The sequence below is a fragment of the Janthinobacterium sp. BJB301 genome, from assembly GCF_002735685.1.
GTDB lineage: Bacteria > Pseudomonadota > Gammaproteobacteria > Burkholderiales > Burkholderiaceae_D > Janthinobacterium > Janthinobacterium lividum.
Genome location: NZ_PDZJ01000001.1, coordinates 1,116,642 through 1,137,291, shown reverse-complemented (window position 1 = coordinate 1,137,291; position 20,650 = coordinate 1,116,642). Strand labels below are relative to the sequence as shown.

General features: G+C 66.2%; 17 protein-coding genes. 9 read left to right on the top strand and 8 right to left on the bottom strand.

The genetic code is table 11. The features are described from left to right. Positions 1-6: 6 nt before the first annotated feature. Together CSQ91_RS04965 and CSQ91_RS04960 are read right to left on the bottom strand one after the other, a co-directional pair. Positions 7-1,287 carry an arsenic transporter gene (locus tag CSQ91_RS04965; RefSeq protein WP_099387539.1) on the bottom strand — a complete coding sequence of 427 codons (1,281 nt, stop codon included), beginning with the start codon at positions 1,285-1,287 and terminating at the stop codon, positions 7-9. A gap of 118 nt (positions 1,288-1,405) precedes the next feature. Then, positions 1,406-3,052, bottom strand: coding sequence for a DUF4394 domain-containing protein (locus tag CSQ91_RS04960; RefSeq protein WP_099387538.1), 1,647 nt, complete (start codon positions 3,050-3,052; stop codon positions 1,406-1,408). Between the two features lie 194 nt (positions 3,053-3,246). Here CSQ91_RS04960 and CSQ91_RS04955 point away from each other — a divergent pair, with 194 nt between their 5' ends. The 3 genes from CSQ91_RS04955 to CSQ91_RS04945 are packed head-to-tail and all read left to right on the top strand — an operon-like array spanning position 3,247 to position 4,687. Next, positions 3,247-3,519 (top strand): DUF6150 family protein, encoded by a 273-nt coding sequence (locus CSQ91_RS04955; protein ID WP_099388567.1) that lies wholly within the window; start codon positions 3,247-3,249, stop codon positions 3,517-3,519. A 42-nt stretch (positions 3,520-3,561) separates the two neighbouring features. Next, positions 3,562-4,131, top strand: coding sequence for an Hcp family type VI secretion system effector (locus CSQ91_RS04950; RefSeq protein ID WP_099387537.1), 570 nt, complete (start codon positions 3,562-3,564; stop codon positions 4,129-4,131). Between the two features lie 16 nt (positions 4,132-4,147). After that, positions 4,148-4,687: a contractile injection system tape measure protein gene (locus tag CSQ91_RS04945; RefSeq protein WP_099387536.1), complete on the top strand. Its 540-nt coding sequence runs from the start codon at positions 4,148-4,150 to the stop codon at positions 4,685-4,687. A gap of 44 nt (positions 4,688-4,731) precedes the next feature. On the opposite strand, the gene CSQ91_RS04940 is transcribed toward CSQ91_RS04945, so the two are convergent. Genes CSQ91_RS04940 through CSQ91_RS04930 form a run of 3 tightly spaced genes read right to left on the bottom strand, consistent with a single transcriptional unit; the run spans position 4,732 to position 10,453 of the window. Then, positions 4,732-6,117 (bottom strand): efflux transporter outer membrane subunit, encoded by a 1,386-nt coding sequence (locus tag CSQ91_RS04940; RefSeq protein ID WP_099387535.1) that lies wholly within the window; start codon positions 6,115-6,117, stop codon positions 4,732-4,734. Continuing rightward, the gene (locus CSQ91_RS04935; RefSeq protein WP_099387534.1) at positions 6,117-9,263 is read right to left on the bottom strand and encodes an efflux RND transporter permease subunit; all 3,147 of its coding nucleotides are present in this window, start codon (positions 9,261-9,263) and stop codon (positions 6,117-6,119) included. The genes CSQ91_RS04940 and CSQ91_RS04935 overlap by 1 nt, the downstream gene beginning before the upstream one ends. 26 nt (positions 9,264-9,289) lie before the next feature. After that, positions 9,290-10,453 carry an efflux RND transporter periplasmic adaptor subunit gene (locus tag CSQ91_RS04930; RefSeq protein ID WP_099387533.1) on the bottom strand — a complete coding sequence of 388 codons (1,164 nt, stop codon included), beginning with the start codon at positions 10,451-10,453 and terminating at the stop codon, positions 9,290-9,292. Positions 10,454-10,586: 133 nt separating this feature from the next. On the opposite strand from CSQ91_RS04930, the gene CSQ91_RS04925 reads away from it, so the two are divergent. After that, positions 10,587-11,336, top strand: a complete 750-nt coding sequence (locus CSQ91_RS04925; RefSeq protein ID WP_099387532.1) for a response regulator — start codon at positions 10,587-10,589, stop codon at positions 11,334-11,336. Then, entirely contained in the window at positions 11,336-12,421 is a 1,086-nt protein-coding gene (locus tag CSQ91_RS04920; RefSeq protein ID WP_092613455.1) for an ATP-binding protein, read from the top strand. Before CSQ91_RS04925 ends, CSQ91_RS04920 begins: the two co-directional genes overlap by 1 nt. On the opposite strand, the gene CSQ91_RS04915 is transcribed toward CSQ91_RS04920, so the two are convergent. Continuing rightward, a complete protein-coding gene (locus CSQ91_RS04915; RefSeq protein ID WP_099387531.1) occupies positions 12,422-13,309 on the bottom strand; it encodes a LysR family transcriptional regulator in 888 nt (295 codons plus the stop codon). A gap of 103 nt (positions 13,310-13,412) precedes the next feature. Between CSQ91_RS04915 and CSQ91_RS04910 the strand changes: the two genes are divergently transcribed. Together CSQ91_RS04910 and CSQ91_RS04905 are read left to right on the top strand one after the other, a co-directional pair. Then, positions 13,413-14,411 (top strand): aldo/keto reductase, encoded by a 999-nt coding sequence (locus CSQ91_RS04910; protein WP_099387530.1) that lies wholly within the window; start codon positions 13,413-13,415, stop codon positions 14,409-14,411. 107 nt (positions 14,412-14,518) lie between these two features. Continuing rightward, entirely contained in the window at positions 14,519-15,157 is a 639-nt protein-coding gene (locus CSQ91_RS04905; protein ID WP_034788098.1) for an NAD(P)H-dependent oxidoreductase, read from the top strand. A gap of 61 nt (positions 15,158-15,218) precedes the next feature. Here CSQ91_RS04905 and CSQ91_RS04900 read toward each other — a convergent pair whose 3' ends face one another. Next, positions 15,219-16,529, bottom strand: coding sequence for an ATP-binding protein (locus CSQ91_RS04900; protein ID WP_099387529.1), 1,311 nt, complete (start codon positions 16,527-16,529; stop codon positions 15,219-15,221). Next, a complete protein-coding gene (locus CSQ91_RS28855; RefSeq protein ID WP_034788094.1) occupies positions 16,523-17,188 on the bottom strand; it encodes a response regulator transcription factor in 666 nt (221 codons plus the stop codon). The genes CSQ91_RS04900 and CSQ91_RS28855 overlap by 7 nt, the downstream gene beginning before the upstream one ends. 485 nt (positions 17,189-17,673) lie before the next feature. Here CSQ91_RS28855 and CSQ91_RS04885 point away from each other — a divergent pair, with 485 nt between their 5' ends. After that, positions 17,674-19,539, top strand: coding sequence for a LodA/GoxA family CTQ-dependent oxidase (locus CSQ91_RS04885; protein WP_143450946.1), 1,866 nt, complete (start codon positions 17,674-17,676; stop codon positions 19,537-19,539). Continuing rightward, a complete protein-coding gene (locus CSQ91_RS04880) occupies positions 19,536-20,639 on the top strand; it encodes a tryptophan 7-halogenase (protein ID WP_099387526.1) in 1,104 nt (367 codons plus the stop codon). Before CSQ91_RS04885 ends, CSQ91_RS04880 begins: the two co-directional genes overlap by 4 nt. Positions 20,640-20,650 lie beyond the last annotated feature (11 nt).

Here is a 20,650-nt window from a genome sequence, read left to right as displayed (position 1 = left end):
CTGACATCACCCCAGGCGCAACGCCAGCGCGGCCAGGGTCACCAGCAGCACGGGCACGGTCAGCACGATGCCGACGCGGAAATAGTATCCCCAGGAAATGTGGATGTTCTTGCTGTCGAGCACATGCAACCACAGCAAGGTAGCTAGGCTGCCGATCGGCGTGATCTTCGGGCCCAGGTCGCTGCCGATGACGTTCGCGTAGATCATCGCCTCGCGCACGGCCCCCTGCGCCGTCGTCGGGTCGATGGCCAGCGCGCCGACGAGCACCGTCGGCAGATTGTTCATCACGGACGACAGCAAGGCCGTCAGTATGCCCGTGCCCATGGCCGCGCCCCACACGCCGTACTGCGCAAAGTGGTTCAGCATGTCCGTCAGGTAAGCCGTCAAACCCGCATTGCGCAAGCCGTACACGACCAGGTACATGCCCAGCGAAAAGACGACGATGTGCCACGGCGCATGGCGCAGCACGTGGCGCGTGGAAATCACGTGGCCCTTGCCGGCCACGCCCAGCAACAGCGCGGCGCCCACGGCGGCGATCAGGCTGATGGGCACGCCCAAGGCTTCTTGCGAGAAGAATCCCACCAGCAGCAGCGCCAGCACCAGCCAGCCGGCGCGAAAGGTGCCCAGGTCGCGGATGGCGGCGTCCGGGCGCTTCAGCTGCGCCACTGCATAGTCGCGGGGAATATCCCGGTGAAAAAAGAGCAGCAAGGCCCCCAGGGTGGCGGCCACGGCGACGACGTTGACGGGCACCATCACGGACGCATATTCGGCAAAGCCGATCTTGAAGAAATCGGCCGAGACGATGTTCACCAGGTTCGACACCACCAGCGGCAGGCTGGCCGTGTCGGCGATGAAGCCGGCCGCCATCACGTAGGCCAGCGTGGCCTTGGCGGAAAACTTCAGCGCCCGCAGCATGGCGATAACGATGGGCGTCAGGATCAGCGCGGCGCCGTCATTGGCGAACACAGCGGAAACGAGCGCGCCCAGCAAGACCAGCAGCACGAACAGTTTTCGTCCGCTGCCGCCGCCCCAGCGCGCCACGTGCAGCGCGGCCCATTCGAAGAAGCCGGCCGCGTCCAGCAGCAGGCTGATGATGATCACGGCGATGAAGGTGCCGGTGGCGTTCCACACGATATGCCAGACGACGGGGATGTCGCCCCAGTGGATCACGCCGGCCAGCAAGGCGACACAGGCGCCGATGACGGCGCTCCAGCCGATGCCCAGGCCGCGCGGCTGCCAGATGACGAGGATTAAGGTGGCGAAAAAGATCAGGAAAGCGGTCAGCATGCGGTGAGGTTCCGTTCGATGCGGCGTCGCGGGCACCATGCGCCGCAGCCTGCGTATATCAACAATATTTCCATAATACTGGAATTATTGAATCAAGGCAAAGCTGCGGCGCATTTTCTTACTTGAGCGCGATAGCGATATCCACCAGTCCCACCGTGCCATTGCCGATGGCCGACGCCGCCGGCGTGGCCGCGCCGCCGCTCAACACCGCCGCGCCTGTCGCCAGGTCGATGCGGTACAGGGAACTGGGGCCCGTGGCGGCAGTGCGCAGAGCCGCTAGCGCCAAGCCGTTGGCGCCGCCCGCGATATCGAAGCCCACGTCGCCCGCCGCCGCCACGCCCAGCAGCCCCACATTGACGAGGGTACCGTCATTTGGCGGATTTTGCAGGGCGAGGCTGGCGCTGGCTGTGTCGATATCGAACAGCATGGTTGCCGTCGTGCCGGCAAAGCTGTTGCTGTAGGCCGCCGCCGTCACGGCCGGCGTCGCCCCTGCCCGGTTGATGGCGCCATCGGTGGTGGTGGCGCCCGTATCGACATTGATGCGCAAGCTTTGCCCCGTGTTACCGATCACGCGCAGGCGGTCGGCGACGGGATTGAAGTCCACGCCAAAGGCCGTGCCGGCGATGGCCGTGTAGGGCGCGCTGGCGTCCGCCGCATCGGCGGCCAGCGTCGCCTTGACCGTGGCCGCGCCAGTGGCCGGATCGATGGTGACGATGCGCCCCGCCGAGGAGATGCCGTACAGCAGGCCATCCTTGGGACGGATGTCAAAACCCAGCAGGCGTTCGCCCGCCGCCAGGCCCGTGACGGCCACATTGGCATCCAGCGTGTTCGGCGTGGCCGTCTTGAAGGTGACGATGCGGGCGTCGTCCGTCAAGCCATAGGCGATGGGCGCGGCCGGCGCTTTCAAGGCGATGCCGCGCAATTCTTCCGTCACGCCGATGGTCGCCACCAGGGTCGCCGGCGCGGTGGCCGCCGCCAGGTTCAGGGTGTACAGATTGCGCACGCCGGCCACCGTCATGACGGCGTAGCCCGTATTCGTGCGTGCATCGATGTCGAAACCGGCCACGCCGGTGGCCGCCACGCCCAGCGGCACGGCACTGGCCAGGGTGCCGTTGTTGGGCGGATTTTGCGTGTACAGGGTGGCGTTGGCAGCGTCGATGACAAATAAAGTGGTGCTGGCCGTGCCGGCGAAGCTGTTGGTATAGGCGGCGGCCGTGATGGCGGTGCTGGCCACGCCGCCGTTGATGTTGCCATCCGTCGTCGTCGCGCCCGTATCGACATTGATGCGCAGGCTTTGCCCCGTGTTGCTGACGATGCGCAGGCGGTCGGCCACCGGGTTGAAATCGACGCCGAATTCCGTGCCGGCCAGTGCCGTATAGGGGGCCGTCGCGTCGCCCGCATCGGCCGCCAGGGTGGCTTTCACGGTGGCGGCGCCCGTCACGCCATTCAGGGTATAGATGCGCCCCGTGCTGCCGACGCCATACAGCTGGCCATCGGCGGGACGGACATCGATGCCCAGCAGGTTTTCGCCGGCCTGCAAGCCCGTCACGGTGGCCGTGGTGCGGATGGTGGCTGGCGTGGCGCGGTCGAACGACAGCAGCTTGTTGCTGGCGGTGAGCACGAAGACATCGCCGGCCACCACCACGGGCGGCGGTGGCGTGACGACGACATCATCATGGTCATCGCCGCCGCAAGCGGCGAGCGACATGGCGACGGCGGAAACAAGCAGCAGCTTGGCAAATGGCAAGGTCGGTAATATCGGCATGATCGTGGCCCCTGAAAGAGTGGAAGTGCCGCTCGTGCCGCCGTTGCGGTGAGCGCACCCCTGTACTACGCGCCGTGCCCGCGTTTGGATGCAGTGGCACAAAAAAAGTTATTTCGGCTCGATTTTTGGTTGTGTTTAGGCAACTTTTTCGGTGTATAGTCTTGGGCAGGAAAATCAACAACATGGAGCGGACCGTGGCAATCGTGTATCAGACAACAAAGTTGGAGGAAGCGCAGCTGAGCGTGGCACTGGTGGAACGCAGCCAGGCTGACCTGCTGGTGCGCCGCGTGGACAGCATCGGCCAGGCGCAAGGCGACGCCCTGTGGTACATCACCCATGACCGCCAGAGCGCCACCGTCATCGTGCGCTTCACGTCACCGAATACGGCGCAGGTAAAAGTCTGCCTTGTTGACGGCGACGGCGAGGAGGGTTGGCAAGGGCGACGCCCGCGCAATATCCACCTGTAGCGCATGAAGGCCCGTGTACACTGACTTGAAGGAAGCATCGCCATGGATTTGATCTTGCTGGAACCCGGCAACCCGGAACTCGTGTTCGGCAAGACGCCGGATGGTGGCAGCGCCGGCATCGACGCCATCTGGCGCGATGCCGGCGCCCTGCAGGACCTGGGCCCGTGCATCGAGCTGGTCTCGCTGCACCAGGGCATGAAACAGCAGGTGACGACGGACGTCAGCAATTCGGCGCGCACGTCCGGGCGGCCCGTGATCACGGAATTTACCTGCGGCAAATATGTCGACCAGACGTCCATCAAGCTGTATGAACTGTGCCTGCGCGCCGAGCCACTGGGCAGAGGTGCGGCCCAGCCGACCAGGCTGTACATCGCCCGTTATTCGAGCGGCAAGACGGCCAACATCATCACCATTGCCCTGCGCGACGCCCTGATCAGCGAAATCCAGCTGCAAACCCATCCCGACGACATGCCCACCGAGCAGTTCAAGCTGAGCTTTACGGAAATACTCTGGAGCCACAGCGTGCAACAAGCAGATGGCCAGCCCGGCACCCAGTACACGACAGGCTGGAGCCTGGCGCGCAACCGCCCGATCGGGGCGTTTACAGCGTAACAGACGGGATAAACGCATGAACGACGCTGCAAATTCGCCTGACATCGCCGGCATCAGGAACGCCGGCCTGGTGCTACTCCACCCGTTCCTGCCGGCAATGTTCCAGCGGCTGGACTTGCTCGCCACTGGCGGCGATGGCAGGCCGCAGCTGCGCGGCGAACACGGCGCGCACGCCGTTCACTTGCTGCAATACCTGGTCGATGGCAGGAGCGATGCACCGGAGCAGCAATTGCTGCTGAACAAGCTGCTGTGCGGCCTGGAACCGGACTTCCCTGCTCCACCCGTCGCCCTCGGCGAAGAAGAACGGGCCCTGTGCGAACAAGTGCTGGCCGCCGTGATGCGCCATTGGCCAGCGGTGGGACAAACCTCGCCCGAGGGATTGCGCCAGGTCTTTCTGCAACGCGAAGGCCGACTGCAAAAAGGCGACGGGAAATGCACGCTGGCTGTCGCGCGCAATCCCTTCGATGTACTGCTGAGCCGCTTGCCGTGGAACCTGGCTGCCATCCGGCACCCGTGGATGCCGCAACCGCTGTTGATCGACTGGCCCGGCGCGTAGCCTGGCAAGCCCACGCCCGGCTGGCCGCCCCCCCGCAAGGCGGGCTACTCCGCCAGCCCGCCCCCCAACGCCTTGTACAGGGCCACGGACGATTTGAACTGGTCGCGCCGCACGTCGAGCAGGGTTTGCTGGGCAGCATACGACTGGCGCTGCGCGTCGAGCAATTCCAGGCGGCTGTCCTGGCCCGCGTCGTAGCGCAGCTGCGACAGCCGCTGGCGCTGCTGCGCCGCGACCACCACACGCTGCTGCGCATCGATCTGCTGCGCATACGTGGCGCTGCCGGCCAGCCCGTCGCGCACGTCGCGGAAGGCCGCCTGGATGGCCTGCTCGTATTGCAGCACGGCCACGTCCTTGCGCAGGCGCGACAGTTGCAATTCCGCGCGCAACTGGCCGCCCTGGAACAGCGGCTGCGTCACTTGCGGCGCGAACGACCAGCTGCGTGCGCTGCCACGGAACAGGTCGCCGAGTTCAGGGCTGGCAAAGCCCAGCGACGCCGTCAGCGACAGACGGGGGAAGAAGGCGGCGCGGGCGGCGCCGATTTCCGCATTCGCCGCCACCAGCGCGTATTCCGCCTGCAGGATGTCGGGACGGCGCGCCAGCAAGTCCGACGGCAGGCCGGGCGGCAGCTGCGTCAGCACGGGCTGGCCATCGAGCGGCCGGCCCGCCGGCAAGTCCGTTGGCAGCGGCGCGCCCAGCAGCAGTTCCAGGCTGTTGCGGGCCAAGGCGCTGGCCCGCTCCCGGGCCTGCACGTCCGCTTCCGCCGTGGCCGCCTGTCCTTCCGCTTGCGCCACGTCTAGGCCGCTGCCCTGCTGCGCGCCGTGCAGGCGCTGCGTCAGGCTCAAAGCCTGGCGCCAGTCAAGCAGGGTTTGCCGCGCCAGCGCCAGCTGCTCCTCGGCCAGGCGCTGTTCCAGGTACGCGTCGGCGACGGCGCCGATCAGGGCCATGTGCGCGGCGCGCTGGCCTTGCTGCGTGGCCAGGTAGCGCGCAAACGCAGCGTCCGACAAGGACCGCAGGCGGCCGAACAGGTCGATCTCGAACGCGCTCATGGCGATGCCGGCAGAAAATTGGCTTTGTACTGCGTGGTTCTGTGTCACCGCGTCGGCGCCGCGCTGGCGCACGCCGCCGACATTCGCGCCGATGGCCGGATAGCGGCCCGCATCCTGGATCTGGTACTGGGCCCGCACGGCTTCCACGTTAAGGGACGCCACGCGCAAGTCGCGGTTGTTTTCCAGTGCGATGTCGACCAGGCGCTGCAGGCGCGCATCGAGCAGCATCTGGCGCCAGCCCAGGTCGGCCGCAGTGTCGACCATGCCTGGCGCGGCGACCTCGCCATAGCTGGCCGGTATCGGCGCCGCCGGCTTGACCAGCGGCGGCGTCAATGAACACGCCGACAACAGCCCGGCGATCGGTAACAGATGAAACCAACGCATTACAACTCCCCTTCCACCGCCTTGACGGCGATGCGATTACTGCGTTTGTTGAAATAGCTGCCCATCTTGTCGACGGCGCCCAGCACCACGACAAAGAACACGGGCACGAAAAACACGGCCAGCACGGTGGCGGTAATCATGCCGCCGAACACGCCCGTGCCGATCGCATGCTGCGTTTCGGCGCTGGCGCCCGTGGCCAGCATCAGCGGCACGACGCCCAGCGCGAAGGCCAAGGACGTCATCAAGATCGGACGCAAACGCAAGCGGGCCGCTTCCACCGTCGCCTCGACCAGTCCCTTGCCCTGCGCCTGCAGCTGGCGCGCATATTCGACGATCAGGATCGCATTCTTCGCCGACAGGCCGATGATCGTGATCATGCCCACCTTGAAGAACACATCGTTCGGCATGCCGCGCAACATCACGGCCAGCACGGCGCCCAGCAAGCCCAAAGGCACGACCAGCATCACGGACACGGGAATGCTCCAGCTTTCATACAGGGCCGCCAGCACGAGGAAGACCACCAGCATCGACAGCGCCATCAGCATGGGCGCTTGCGACGCCGATTCCTTCTCTTGCAGCGACTGCCCCGTCCACGCCAGCGCGAAGCCGGGCGGCAGCTGTTTCACCAGGCGCTCCATTTCCAGCATGGCGTCGCCGCTCGATACGCCCGGCGCCGCGCTGCCCGAAATGCGCGCCGCAGGATAACCCTGGTAGCGCACCAGTTGCAGGGGCGACTCGCTCCACACGGGGCGCACCAGCTCGCCCAAGGCCACCATACCGCCCGCGTTATTGCGAATGCGCAAGGCCAGCACGTCGTTCAGCTGCATGCGCGACGGCGCATCGGCCTGGATGATCACTTGCTGCATGCGGCCCGCATTCGGAAAATCGTTAACATAGGTCGAACCCATGGCCGCCGTCAGCATGTCGGCAATCGCCGTAAACGGCACGCCCAGCGCCTCGGCCTTGGTGCGGTCGATGTCGAGGCGCACGCTGGCGCCGGGCGGCAAGCCGTCCGGATACACGCCCGCCACCTTGCCGCTTTGCGCGGCCAGGCCCAGCAGCTGGTTCTGCGCCGCCTGCAGGGCCGCGATGCCCTGGCTGGCGCGGTCTTGCAGGCGCAGGGAAAAGCCGGACGAATTGCCCAGTTCATCGATGGCGGGCGGCATCAGGCTCATGATCACGCCCTCCTTCGCCTGCGCCATGGCCGCCTGCGCCAGCGCCACCTCTTCCTGCGCCGTGGCGCCGTTACGTTCTTTCCAGTCCTTCAGCATGGTGAACGCCAGGCCCGCATTCGGTCCCGCGCCGGAAAAGCTGAAGCCGAGGATCGATTGATTTACCTCAATGCCGGGCCGCGTGGCCACGTGCTGCTCGTACAACTTGACGACATCGAGCGTGCGCTCCATGGTGGCGTCGGACGGCAGCTGGATCGAGGTAATAAAATATCCCTGGTCTTCTTCCGGCAAAAAGGCCGACGGCAGCTGCATGAAGGCCACGCCCAGCGCCGCGACGATGGCGCCGTACAGCACCATCGAACGGCCCGCGCGTTTGAGCATCGCCACCACGCCCTTTTCATAGCGGGCCGTCATGCGCTCGAACTGGCGGTCAAACCACAGGAAGAAGCCCTTCTTGTCATGGTCGTGCGGACCGATCGGTTTCAACATGGTGGCGCACAGGGCCGGCGTCAGGGTCAGCGCCAAAAAGGCCGAAAACAGGATCGACACGGCCATGGCCAGGGTGAACTGGCGGTAGATGGCGCCCACGGAACCGCTGGCCAGCGCCATCGGGATGAACACGGCCGTCAGCACCAGGGTGATGCCGACGACGGCACCGGTGATTTCGCGCATGGCCTTCGACGTCGCTTCCTTCGGCGACAAGCCTTCGGTCGCCATCAGGCGCTCGACGGCTTCCACCACGACGATGGCATCGTCGACGATGATGCCGATCGCCAGCACCATGCCGAACATGGTCAGCACGTTGACGGAATAGCCGGCCAGCAGCATCACCGTGAAGGTGCCCATCAGGGCAATCGGCGCGACAATGGCGGGAATCAGGGTGTAGCGTATCTTTTGCAGGAACAGATACATCACGAGGAACACCAGCACCATCGCCTCCAGCAAGGTGACGATGACCTTCTCGATCGAGATCTTCACGAACGGCGCCGTATCGAACGGCACCGAATACTTGATCCCGGCCGGCATGGTGTGCGCCAGTTCGGCCATGCGCGCGCGCACGGCGGCCGCCGTCTGCACGGCATTGGCGCCCGGCGACAGCATGATGGCGGCGCCCGACGCGGCCTGGCCGTTTTCGCGGATGCTGAAATTGAAGCTTTGCGCGCCCAGCGACACTTTCGCCACGTCGCCGATGGTCACTTTCGAGCCATCCGCGTTCGCGCGCAGCACGATGGCCGCAAATTCGGCCGGCGTTTGCAGCTGGCCCTGCACCGTCAGCGGAATCGTGACGCGCTGGCCGTGCACGGCGGGCGAATCGCCCAGGCGGCCCGGGGCGATCTGCGCATTTTGCTGCGCGATGGCGGCCGTCAGCTCGCCCATGGCGATGTTGTACGACACCAGCTTGGCCGGATCGACCCAGATGCGCATGGCCCGCTCGGAGCCGAACAGCTGCACCTTGCCCACGCCGGGAATGCGGCGCAGTTCTTCCGTCACGTTGCGCGCCAGATAGTCGCCCAGCGCCACTTCGTCATGCTGGCCATTCTCGGAAATCAGGCTGACGATCATCAGGAAGCCGGACGATGCCGACTCCACCGTCAAGCCATTTTGCCGCACGGCTTGCGGCAGGCGCGGTTCGATGGCTTTCAGGCGGTTTTGCACGTCCACCTGCGCCATTTCCGGGTTCGTTCCCGGCTGGAAGGTGACGGTGATCGAGGCCGAACCCGAGGTATCGGTGGACGACTCGAAATACAGCAGGTGCTTGACGCCCGACAGTTCGCGTTCGATCAGACCCACCACGGAATCGTTCATGGTTTGCGGCGTGGCGCCAGGATAGTTGGCGCTGATGCTGACGCTGGGCGGCGCCACCGAAGGGAAGCGCGCAATCGGCAATTGCGGTATGGCGATCAGTCCGAACAGGACGATGAAGACCGCCACCACCCACGCAAAGACGGGGCGGTTGATGAAAAATTGAGGCATGTCGTTACACTTTCAATATGTACGGGTCAGCGCACGGCGCTGACGGCAGGTGCGGCGGCAACGGCTGCGGCGCGCTTCCATGGCTGCGGTGCGGCGGTGGCGCCCGGCTGCAAGCGTTCCTGGCCTTCGATGACGACGGTTTCGCCAGCCTTCAAGCCGCCGTTGACCACGTACTGGTGGTCGATCACGTCGCCCACGCTGATGGGTTTAAGGCTTGCTTTGTTCGTGCCATCGAGCACCCAGGCCTGCGCCTGGCCGCCGCTGCTGTGCAAGACGGCTTGCTGCGGCAGCAGCACGCCATTTGCCTGCACGGCGCGGGCGATTCGGGCGCGCACGAACATGCCCGGCAGCAGCTGGCGCTGCGGATTGTCGACCAGCACGCGGATGACGGCGTCGCCCGTGCCCGCATCGACGCTGATGCCGGAGAACAGGATGCGGCCCGTGACGGGATGCGGCTGGCCATCGGCGCCTAAAATGGTCACGGGCAGCTTGTCGGCACCGCCGGTGCCCGAGGCTTGCAGCGCGGCCAGCGCGGCGGCCGGCTGGCGCACGTCGACATACACCTTGTCGATCTGCTGGATGCGCGCCATCGGCGTGGCATCGGCCAGGCCCACGAGCGCGCCTTCCGTCACCAGTTCGGAGCCGATGCGCCCGGCAATGGGCGCCTCGATGCTGGCAAAGGCCAGGTCCAGGCGGCGGCGCGCCAGGGCCGCGCGCGCCTGGGCCACGGTGGCCACGGCTTGCTCGCGCTGGGCCACGGCATCGTCATACGCCTGGCGGCTGATGGCGTCCGCTTCCACCAGCGGCTTCAACCTGTCGGCCTGGCTGCTGGCGCGGTTCGCCGTGGCCACCGCATGCTGCAGGGCGGCGGCGGCCGAATCGACGTCCGCCTGGAATGGCGCCGGGTTCAGCTGAAACAGTTTCTGCCCCGCTTTCACTTCGGCGCCCTGCTCGAACTGGCGGCGCAGCACGATGCCGCCCACTTGCGGGCGGATGTCGGCCGTGCGGAAAGCGGCCACCCTGCCCGGCAATTCATCGCTGAGCACAACAGGCGCCGCTTGCAGCTTGAGCACAGTAACGGCGGCGGGCGGCGCGGCGCCTTCTTCCGGCACGGGTTTGGAACAGGCGGCAAGGCTGAGCAGTGCCGCGGCGATCAACATGTTTTTCTTGGTGAGGTGGCTCGGATGCATGGTCTTTCTCTATGGCAGATCCCAACCGGCGGTCCGGTCGACAGATAACAAGAGCATAGAAGGCCAAGATGGATGTTCCGTCAAAGAAATGTGGAGATTCGATGGAGACGGCGAAGAATGCTAGACTATTTATATGAACTATCATCACAGCGCCAGCCAGCCCTCCTTCCTTGCCACCACGCCGCCTTCCGCCCTCGTCCTGATCGCCGAAGATGAACCGCAAATCGCCCGCATCCTCGCCGGCTACCTGGAGCGCGACGGCTACCGCACGGCCTTCGCGCACGATGGCCAGGAAGCGCTGCAGCAGCACCTGGCACTGGCGCCGGACCTGCTGCTGCTCGACGTGCAAATGCCCAGAGTCGATGGCTGGGGCGTGCTGACGGAAGTGCGGCGGCGCGGCGAGACGCCCGTCATCATGCTGACGGCGCGCGACCAGGATGCCGATAAACTGGCCGCACTGCGCGTGGGCGCCGACGACTACATCATCAAGCCCTTCAATCCGGCCGAAGTGGTGGCCCGCGTGGCGGCCGTGCTGCGCCGCTCGCGCGTGCGCCACCATCCCGTCGGCGGCCAGCGCCTGCGCTGCGGCCCCATCGAGATCGACCAGGAAACCTATGTGGCCAGCGTGCTGCGCGAAGGCGCGCCCGTGCCTTTGAGCCTGACCTTGACGGAGTTCCGCCTGCTGGCCCACCTGGCGCGCACGCCGCGCCGCGTCTGCAGCCGCCTGGAATTGCTGGAGTCGTGCATGCCCGAGAGTAATTCGATGGAACGCACGGTGGACAGCCACGTCAGCAAGCTGCGCAAGAAGCTGGAAGAAGCGGGCGTGATGAACATGCCGGCCAGCCTGCGCGGCGTGGGCTACCGCCTGGAAAGCGACCTCTGATGCGCTTCACAGGCCTGAACCGGCAGATCGTGCTGTCGATGTCCGTGCTGATGGTCATCAGCATCCTCGTCATCTGGATTTTTTCGTGGACGTTTTTCGCCGTCGTCTTCAAGATCGACCCCAACATGCTGTCCGAGCCGGACGACTGGTCGCCGACGACGGTGGAATGGCTATGGATACTGTCGATTACCATCTTTGGCTTGCTGCTGGCCGCGTTCTTCGCCATCAAGCTCGCGTCGCGCATTCTAAAACCGATCAATTCCGTGATGGACAGCGTGCGCCGCGTGGCGCATGGCGACCTGTCCGCGCGCGCCTTCGCCGGCGACCGCACCCTGGGTGAAACGGCCATGCTGGTCGACGATTTCAACAGCATGGCCGAGCGCCTGCAGCGGGCGGCCAAGGAAAGCGAGACGTGGAATGCGGCCATCGCGCACGAGCTGCGCACGCCCGTGACCATCCTGCGCGGCACCCTGCAAGGCGTCGTCGATGGCGTCTTCAAGCCGGAGGAAGTGCCGTTTTCCAGCCTGCTGTCGCAAGTGGAAGACCTGGGCCGCCTGATCGAGGACTTGCGCACCCTGAGCCTGGCCGACAGCGGCCACATGCAGCTGCGCATGGCATGGACGGACCTGACACTGGAAATCGAGGAAGTGCGCCGCCTGCTGGCGCCGGACATGGAAGCGGCCGGCTTTGCCCTGCAACTGCACCTGTCCGACCATCCCGTCTGCTGCGACGCGGCACGCATCCGGCAAATCGTGCTGGCCCTGCTCGACAACGCGCGCCGCTATGCGCATCCGGGCCTGCTGCGCGTGCGCACCCGCGTGCAGGCCGGCCAGTACTACCTGAGCGTCGAAGATGCAGGCCCCGGCATTGCCGAGGAACTGGCGCCGCACGTGTTCGAAGCATTCCGCCGCGGCGACAGCGACAGGGTCGACCTGAACGCGGGCAGCGGCCTGGGCCTGGCCGTGGTCGAAGCCATTGCGCGCGCGCATGGCGGCAGCGCCGTCTGCACGCGTGGCAAGGCGGGCGGCAGCCTGTTCACCATCAAGTGGCCGGTCGAGCACGCCGCGCCGCCGCACACCGGCTGACTATATCGCCGGCGCGCGCAGCATGTCGACAAAGGCGCGCAGCACGGGCGGCATCTGGCGCCGGCTCGGGTAGTACAGGAAGTAACGGGGCGGCGGCGGCAGGCAACGTTCCAGCACGCACGCCAGGCGGCCCGCCGCGATATCGGCGCGCGCATCGGCTTCGTATACATACGCCAGTCCCGCGCCATCGCGGGCCGCGCGCAGCATCAGTTCATCGTCGTCGAACACCAGCGGCCCGCCGACGGCGATGCTGACGCCCTCGCCTGCCTGCTCGAACTCCCACGCATACTGGCGCCCGCTGGGAAAACGCCGGCCGATGCAGGCATGCTCGAGCAGCGCGCGCGGCGTGCTTGGCGCCCCATGCGCCGCCAGATAGGCGGGCGACGCCACCACCACAAACGGTTGCGGCGCGCCCACGGGCACGGCGATCATGTCGGCCGCCACCTGCTCGCCAAAGCGGATGCCCGCGTCAAAACCGTCGCGCACGATATCGATCATGCCGTCATCGGTCACCACTTCCACCTGCACGCGCGGATAGCGGGCGATGAAGCTGGCCAGCATGGGCGCCAGCAGCAGCCGGGCGGCCGGACGGGGCACGTTCAGGCGCAGTTTGCCTGCGGGTACATCCTGCAAGGCGCTCAAGTCCAGCAAGGCATCATCGATTTCGCGCATGGCCGGCGCCAGCCGCGCCAGCAACTGCTGCCCCGCCTCGGTCGGCGTGACGCTGCGCGTGGTGCGGTTCAGCAGGCGCACGCCCAGGCGCTCTTCCAGCGCCCGCAGCGCATGGCTGAGGGCGGAAGCGGACACGCCCCGTTCAAGGGCCGCCTTGCGAAAGCTGCGCAGGCGGGCGACGGCGGCAAAGGCGGTCAATTCATTGAGGTCAGTCATTATTCATGAACAAAATTCAGTAATGCATGCAGGATAAGCTATCTTATCGCATGCTGTTGCTTCATCCATACTCCTTGCATCTTTTTTTGAAGAGGAGTGAAAAATGGAACACAGAACACTGGGCAACTCCGGCTTGCGCGTCGCCCCCATCGGCCTGGGCTGCATGGGCATGAGCTTTGCCTACGGCGGCGCGGACGAGGCCACCTCGCTGCGCGTGCTGCACCGCGCCGTGGAACTGGGCGTGACCCTGATCGATACGGCGGAAGTCTACGGCCCCTACGCCAACGAGGAACTGGTGGGCCGCGCCTTGAAGCAACTGCGCGGCAAGGTCAGCATCTCCACCAAGTTCGGCTTCAGAATCTTGCCCCACGGCCAGGGCGTGGAACGCATGGCGGGCGTCGACAGCCACCCCGAACACATCGTCCGGGCCGTGGAAGCGTCGCTGTCCCGGCTGGGCATCGATTGCATCGACTTGCTGTACCAGCACCGCGTGGACCCCGCCGTGCCCATCGAAGACGTCGTCGGCGCCATGGCGGATCTGGTGCGGGCCGGCAAGGTGCGCCACCTGGGGCTGTCGGAAGTGTCGGCCGCCACCCTGCGCCGCGCCCACGCCGTGCATCCGATTGCGGCCGTCCAGTCCGAGTATTCGCTGTGGAGCCGCGATGTGGAGGCCGAGGTGCTGCCCGCTTGCCGCGCGCTCGGTATCGGCTTCGTGCCCTACAGCCCGCTGGGCCGGGGCTTCCTGACGGGCCGGCTCGCATCCAGCACCGCGCTGGCGCCAGACGACTACCGCCACAGCCTGCCCCGTTTCCAGCCGCAGGCGATGGAAGCCAACGCGAAGCTGGTGGCTGAACTGCAGCGCCTGGCGGCGGCGCGCGGCGCCACGGCAGCCCAGCTGGCCCTGGCCTGGCTGCTGGCCCAAGGCAGCGATATCGTGCCGATACCGGGCGCCCGCAGCCTGGCGCACCTGGAAGAGAATATGGCCGCCGCGCGTATCACCCTGAACAAAGCCGAGCTGGGCGCCATCGGCGCCGCCATCGCGCCCGCCGCCGTGCAGGGCGCGCGCTACCCGCAGCATGAGCTTGCCATGCTTGGCCTGTAGACAACCGTGCCTGGCTCGGCTATACAAGTTCTTTTGTCCGCCGCACTTGAAATGCCTGAATCCGCTATCATTTCCAATCTGAACTATTCATTATGAAAGGGATTTATATGTCCGCACTGCTCGAAACACTGCAATGGCGCTACGCCACCAAGAAAATGGACCCGACAAAAACGGTGCCGCAAGACAAGGTCGAGCGCATCCTGGAAGCCGTGCGCCTGACGGCCAGCTCCAGCGGACTGCATCCTTACGAAGTCTTCGTCGTAACGAATCCGGCCCTGCGCGAACAGATCAAGCCGCATGCATGGAACCAGTCGCAAGTGACGGACGCCTCGCACCTGCTGGTGTTCGCCGCCTGGGACAATTACACGGCAGAACGCATCAACGCGCGCTTTGACCTGGTCAACACCGTGCGCGGCTTCAAGAATGAAGGCTGGGAAGCCTACCGCCAGCAAATCCTGGCCACGTATCCGCAGCGCGATGCGGAAACCAACTACCAGCACGCGGCGCGCCAGGCCTACATCGGCGTCGGCACGGCCCTGATCGCCGCGGCCCAGGAAAAGGTCGATTCGACGCCGATGGAAGGGTTTGATCCAGCCAAGGTCGATGAAATCCTGAACCTGCGTGAAAAAGGCCTGCGTTCCGTCGTCATGCTGCCGCTCGGCTACCGCGCCGACGCAGGCGACTGGCTGGTGGACTTGAAAAAAGTGCGCCCTGCGCGCGAGCAATTCATCACCGAGCTGGCGTAAGCGCCTCGCCAGTGACTGAAAAGCGGATGCCCTGACCGGCATCCGCTTTTTTTTTGTCTGTTCAGGCCGCTTGCGGAAAACGCACCGTCACCTGCAGGCCCCGTCCCTCGCCCCCCTCGGCCAGCGCGATATCGGCCTGGTGGTGCTCGGCGATGTGGCGCACGATGGACAGGCCCAGGCCGCAGCCCCAGGCGTCGTTGCCGTCGGGGCGGAAGAAGCGGTCGAACAGGCGCGCGTGGTGCTGTTGCGGCACGCCGGGGCCGTTGTCGGACACGCGCAGCAGGGGCCGGCCCTCTTCCACGGCCGCCTGCAAGTCGACCCTGCCGCCCTGCTGCGTGTAGCGCAAGGCGTTGTCAATCAGGTTATTCAGCAACACTTGCAAGCCATCGGGATCGGCCTGTACCAGCACCCTGGCCGGCAACATTTCCACCACGCCCAGGTCGATCTCCCGGCTGTCGGCCAGCGCGCTGTGGTCGGCCACGGCAGCTTCCAGCAATTGTCCCAGGTCCACCGTGTGCAGCTGGCTGGCCGCCAGCGCCGTTTCGTGGCGCGCCAGGCTGAGCAGCTGACGCACGAGGTGCGTGCTGCGATCCAGCCGCTCATGCAGCCGCGCCAGCGCCACGCGGCGTTCTTCCTCGCTGGCGGCCCGCTCGGCTACCTGCAGTTGCAGTTTCAGCGCCGTCAGCGGCGAGCGCAATTCATGCGCCGCATCGGCAACAAAGGTGCGCTGCGCCGTCAGCGCCGCTTCGAATTGCCCCATCAGGCTATTCAACGCCAGCGCCACGGGCCGCAGTTCGGGCGGCATGTCGTCGGCCGCCAGCGGCGTGAGCGCGTCCGGCGAACGGCCCGCCACGGATTCGGCCAGCCGGTGCAGCGGCGCCAGCGCCCGCCCCACGACGGCGACGATCAGCAGCGCCAGGATCAGCGCGAACACCAGCAGGGGCGCGCCGGCCCGCATGGTCATCTGCCAGGCCAGCTGGTCGCGCACGGCCTGCGCCTGCGCCACCTGCACGTAGCGGCCGCGCCGCGTTTCGCCGTACAGGCGCCAGTCCTCGCCGTGCAGCACGACATCGGCAAAACCGGCCAGCGCATAGCGCGGCAGTGCCGGCTGGCCCTGCAGGACGGGCAATGGCTGGCCATCCTCGTCCCATGCCTGCAGCACGAACGCTTCTTCCGGGTCTTGCGCGGCGGCCAGGCCCGTCTGCGTCTCGAATTCGTCGGGCAAGGCCACGGCCAGCTGGCGCAGCTGCAGATCGGCCAGTTCATTGGTTTCTTCCAGCAGCGAACGGAACAGCGAAATGCCGGCGCCGAGCACGCACAGCAAGGTGGCGGCCAGCAAACCGAGCAGCAATTGGCGGCGGATGGTCAGCAAGATGCTACCCGCATCTTGTAGCCCACGCCGCGCACGGTCTGGATGCAGTCGGCACCGAGCTTCTTGCGCAGCTGGTACACGTACACATCGACGGTATTGCTTTCCACTTCGCAATCCCAGCCATACAGCTTTTCGCTCAGCTGGCGCTTCGACACCACCTTGCCCGGATGGTCGAGCAAGGCGCGCAGCACGGAAAACTCGCGCGGCGGCAGCTTGATCAATTCGCCCTCGAACGTGACCTCGTGGCTGGCCAGGTCGAGGATCAGCGCGCCGTGCTCGATGACGGAGCGCGAACGGCTGACCCGGCGGCGCAGCAGCGCGCGGATGCGCGCCAGCAGCTCGTCGAGGTCGAACGGCTTGACAAGGTAATCGTCGGCGCCGCTGTCGAGCCCGTCGACGCGGGCCGGCGTACCGTCGCGCGCCGTGATGATCAGCACGGGCAACTCGGCGCCCCGCGCACGCATGGTGCGCAGCACGTCCATGCCCTCCTTGCCGGGCAAGCCCAGGTCCAGCAGCATCAAATCGTAGGCGAAGCCGGCCAGCGCCAGCTCCGCATCGTGGCCATCGCGCACCCAGTCCACGGCATAGCACTCGCCGCGCAAGCCTTCGACCAGGCTCTCCCCGATCATCGGATCGTCTTCCACCAGCAACACGCGCACCCGGGCCCCTCAATGTCTTGAAATAGCCGCCATCTTACCTTGACTGGCGCCGCGCCGCATAAGCTGCCGCGTTGGCCTTACCTGGACCCGGACCCGCGGAACGGCGGGATATTGCCTTCTTGCGGAAACAGGGCCACGCCGTTCGCAAGCGGTACCGCCGCAGCGAGCGCCTCGCCTGGCTGGGCCGCTTGCGATACCGGCAGAAAAGCTAGCAGGGATAGCGCGCCAACACAGAAAATAGCCTTGATTTTCATATCATCCCTCAAAAGTTGCATAGAAAATATCGGATCAATACATTATTTTATGTATTGATAAACAGGCAATGCCAGTCCAAGATAGCTACATGCTGGCAACAAGTCAATCTCCGCAGTAACTGAATTGCCCGGCCTGGCGCCCGATTTCACGCCAGCGTGACTATGTGCGCATTTGGCGCATTTTTTATGCGGTATATTTTCCTTCCCTCCACGCATCTGGAAAGGCCCGCCATGTCCACCCCCACTTTGGATACCGTCATCGTCAAGGCGGCGATTTATCCGCCCATCGGCATTGCCCGCGTGGGCAACAGCCCCAGCGAGTACTTTCTGGGACCGGAGGTGCCGGAACCGGCGGCGCGGCCGGCCGGTTATTACCGCGATGCGTCCGGAGCCATCAAGCGCCAGGCGGCCAGCTTTCGCATCTACGGCCTGAACGCGGCCGGCGTGGCGGTGGCCGAATTGAACGCCGGCAATGCCGACATCGAATGGTCCGTCACCCTGGCCAACACGAAGGCGGCGTGGTACCAGTTCCAGATCGCGCTCGATATTCCCGAGGCGAATGTCACCCAGCCCTCGTTCCTGCGCAACATGGCCGTCACCGACCGCGCGCAACTGTCCATCACGCCGGGCGAGCGCAAGATCAGCGGCAGCGACAGCCAAGGCGTGGCCTTCGACAGCGGCCGCTTCATGGGCACGCCCGTGTACCTGGGCGAATTGCGCACGGATGCCATGGGACGGCTGATCGTGCTGGGCGGCCATGGCAAGTCGGCCTCGTGGAATGGCGCGCGCGCCATCACCTTTGCCAACAACGAAGGCTGGCATGACGACACGGCCGACGGCCCCGTCTGCGCCAAGGTGCACTACCAGGGCCATGCCTTGCCCGTCGACATGGCCTGGGTGGTCGTCGCGCCGCCCGACTATGCGCCGCAGCAAAAGTCGGTGCGCACCATGTGGGACTTGATGCGCGACTTGTTTGTTTCCGAAGGCAAAATTGCCGCGCCTGCCGTTCCCTCGTTCCAGGACGATATCCGCCCCATTTTCGAGCGCCTGTCCAATCTGCAATGGGTGAATGCCGGCTTTGCGGCCGCCTTTGGCTGGGACGGCAGCACGCCGTTCAGCCGCGACGAATGGATGGCGCGCCTGGCCAGCCCGTCCGACAACCGCAAGGAGTGGCGCAACGTCATCTATAACCAGTTCCGCCAGTTCGAGCGCGACGCCTGGGCGCCATCGCCGTGGCCGTGGCTGTATGGCGATGCGATGGCCATCCCGCCGGCAGACACGCCGCGCCAGAACTGCGCGCTGAGCAATCTGCAATTGCGCTTCCTCAAGCAATGGGCCGACGGCAAGTTCACGGACGACTACGCGCCCGGCAAGACACCGCCGCAAAGCCTGGCCGACGTGGAACTGGCGCAGCAACCGGACACCCTGCTGCGCGCGGCCATGGAATTCTGCCTGGCCGACGCCTTCCACCCCGGCTGCGAAATGACCTGGCCCATGCGCCAGGCCAGCATGTACAGCGCGCCGTTCCGCCTGGCGCACCGGCCGCCCGGCTGGGTGGAGCCCGACTACGGCGCCGTCTTGACACCGGACAATATCAGCAGCCCCTGCTCGGCGCAGATCGCCGGCGGCGTGACGCGCTGGATGGCCGTGCCATGGCAGACGGACACGGCCAGTTGCCGCTCCGGCTACCAGTCCGACTACGATCCCTACGTACCCACGTTCTGGCCCGCGCGCGTGCCCAACCAGGTGATGAGCAAGCTCGCCTACGACACGGTGATGAACCGCGAAGTTCCCGTCGACGACCGCCTGGCGGCCTTCGCCCGGCGCGCCGCGTGGATACGGCCGCTGGGCAACATCAGCTATGAAGAGCAGATCAACAACATGATCGCCGACCTGGCGCAAGTGGGCGTGGTGGAAGTACGCCCCGGGCCCACGGACGTGACGGGCTTCCCTGCCTTCCTGCAGGTGGAAAACCTGCCGCAGCCGGTAGCCGGCAAGCACCAGTTGCGCGCGGCGGCGGGCATACCGGACGAGTTCGTCGACGTCGACCTGGAAGGCACGGAAAAAGCGCGCCATCTGCAGCGACACCGCTTGTGACCCTGCTGCAGGCCGACGTGCTCATCGTCGGCGCCGGTCCGGCCGGCGCCACGGCCGCGCTGAACCTGGCGGGGCGGCACCGGGTCTTGCTGGTCGACCGGCTGGCCGGCCCGCTGGCGCGCATCGGCGAATCGCTGCCGCCGGCCGCCGCGCGCCTGTTGCAGGACATGGGCTTGCTTGACGCCTTCCTGCGCCAGGGCCATGCGCCCTACCACGGCAACCGCGCCTGGTGGAACGGCGCCTGGACGGAACACCACTTCCTCAGCGATCCCGACGGGCACGGCTGGCACCTGGCGCGCGGCACCTTCGACCTGTGGCTGCGCGACGAGGCGCGCCGGCGCGGCGCCGCCCTGCTGGCCTCGGCCAAGGTCACGGACATCGTACCGGATGACGGCAGCTGGAGAGTGCGGCTGGAAACACGGCACGGCCCCTGCGACGCGGCGGCGCGCATCATCATCGACGCCACGGGACGCAACGCCCGGCTGGCCCGCAGAATCGGGGCGCGGCGCCAGCGCAGCGACCGGCTGGTATCGGTATGGCAATACGGGCAGGATCGCACGCCCTCCGCGCGGGGCTTTGCCCACATCGAGGCGTGCGAAGACGGCTGGTGGTACAGCGCGCCCCTGCCCGGCCAGCGCCGCGTGCTGGCCCTGCATACGGATGCGGACTTGCTCGACACCAACATCTTGCGCGATGCCGGCTGGCTGGAAGCGGCGGCGCGGCGCCTGCCCGCCACGCGGGAATTGCTGGAGCAGCAAGGCTATGCGGCCGATACGCCCGCCATGGCCACGCCCGCGCATACGGCGACGCTGGACGCCGGCGCCGGCCCAGGCTGGTTCGCCGTCGGCGACGCCGCGCTGAGCTTCGATCCGCTGTCCTCGCAAGGCATCTTCAACGCCCTGTACACGGGCCTGGCCGCGGCCGAGGCCGCCGACCGCACGCTGCACGGCGACGTGAATGCCTATCATAAATACAATAGGGAACTGACAGCCATCGGCGCGGCGTACGAACGCCACCTGGCGTACTGCTACGGCCAGGAAACGCGCTGGCCGTCAGCGCCGTTCTGGCGCCGGCGCAGGCCGGCCATACAGGCAAGCTGAGCCTGCCGAAG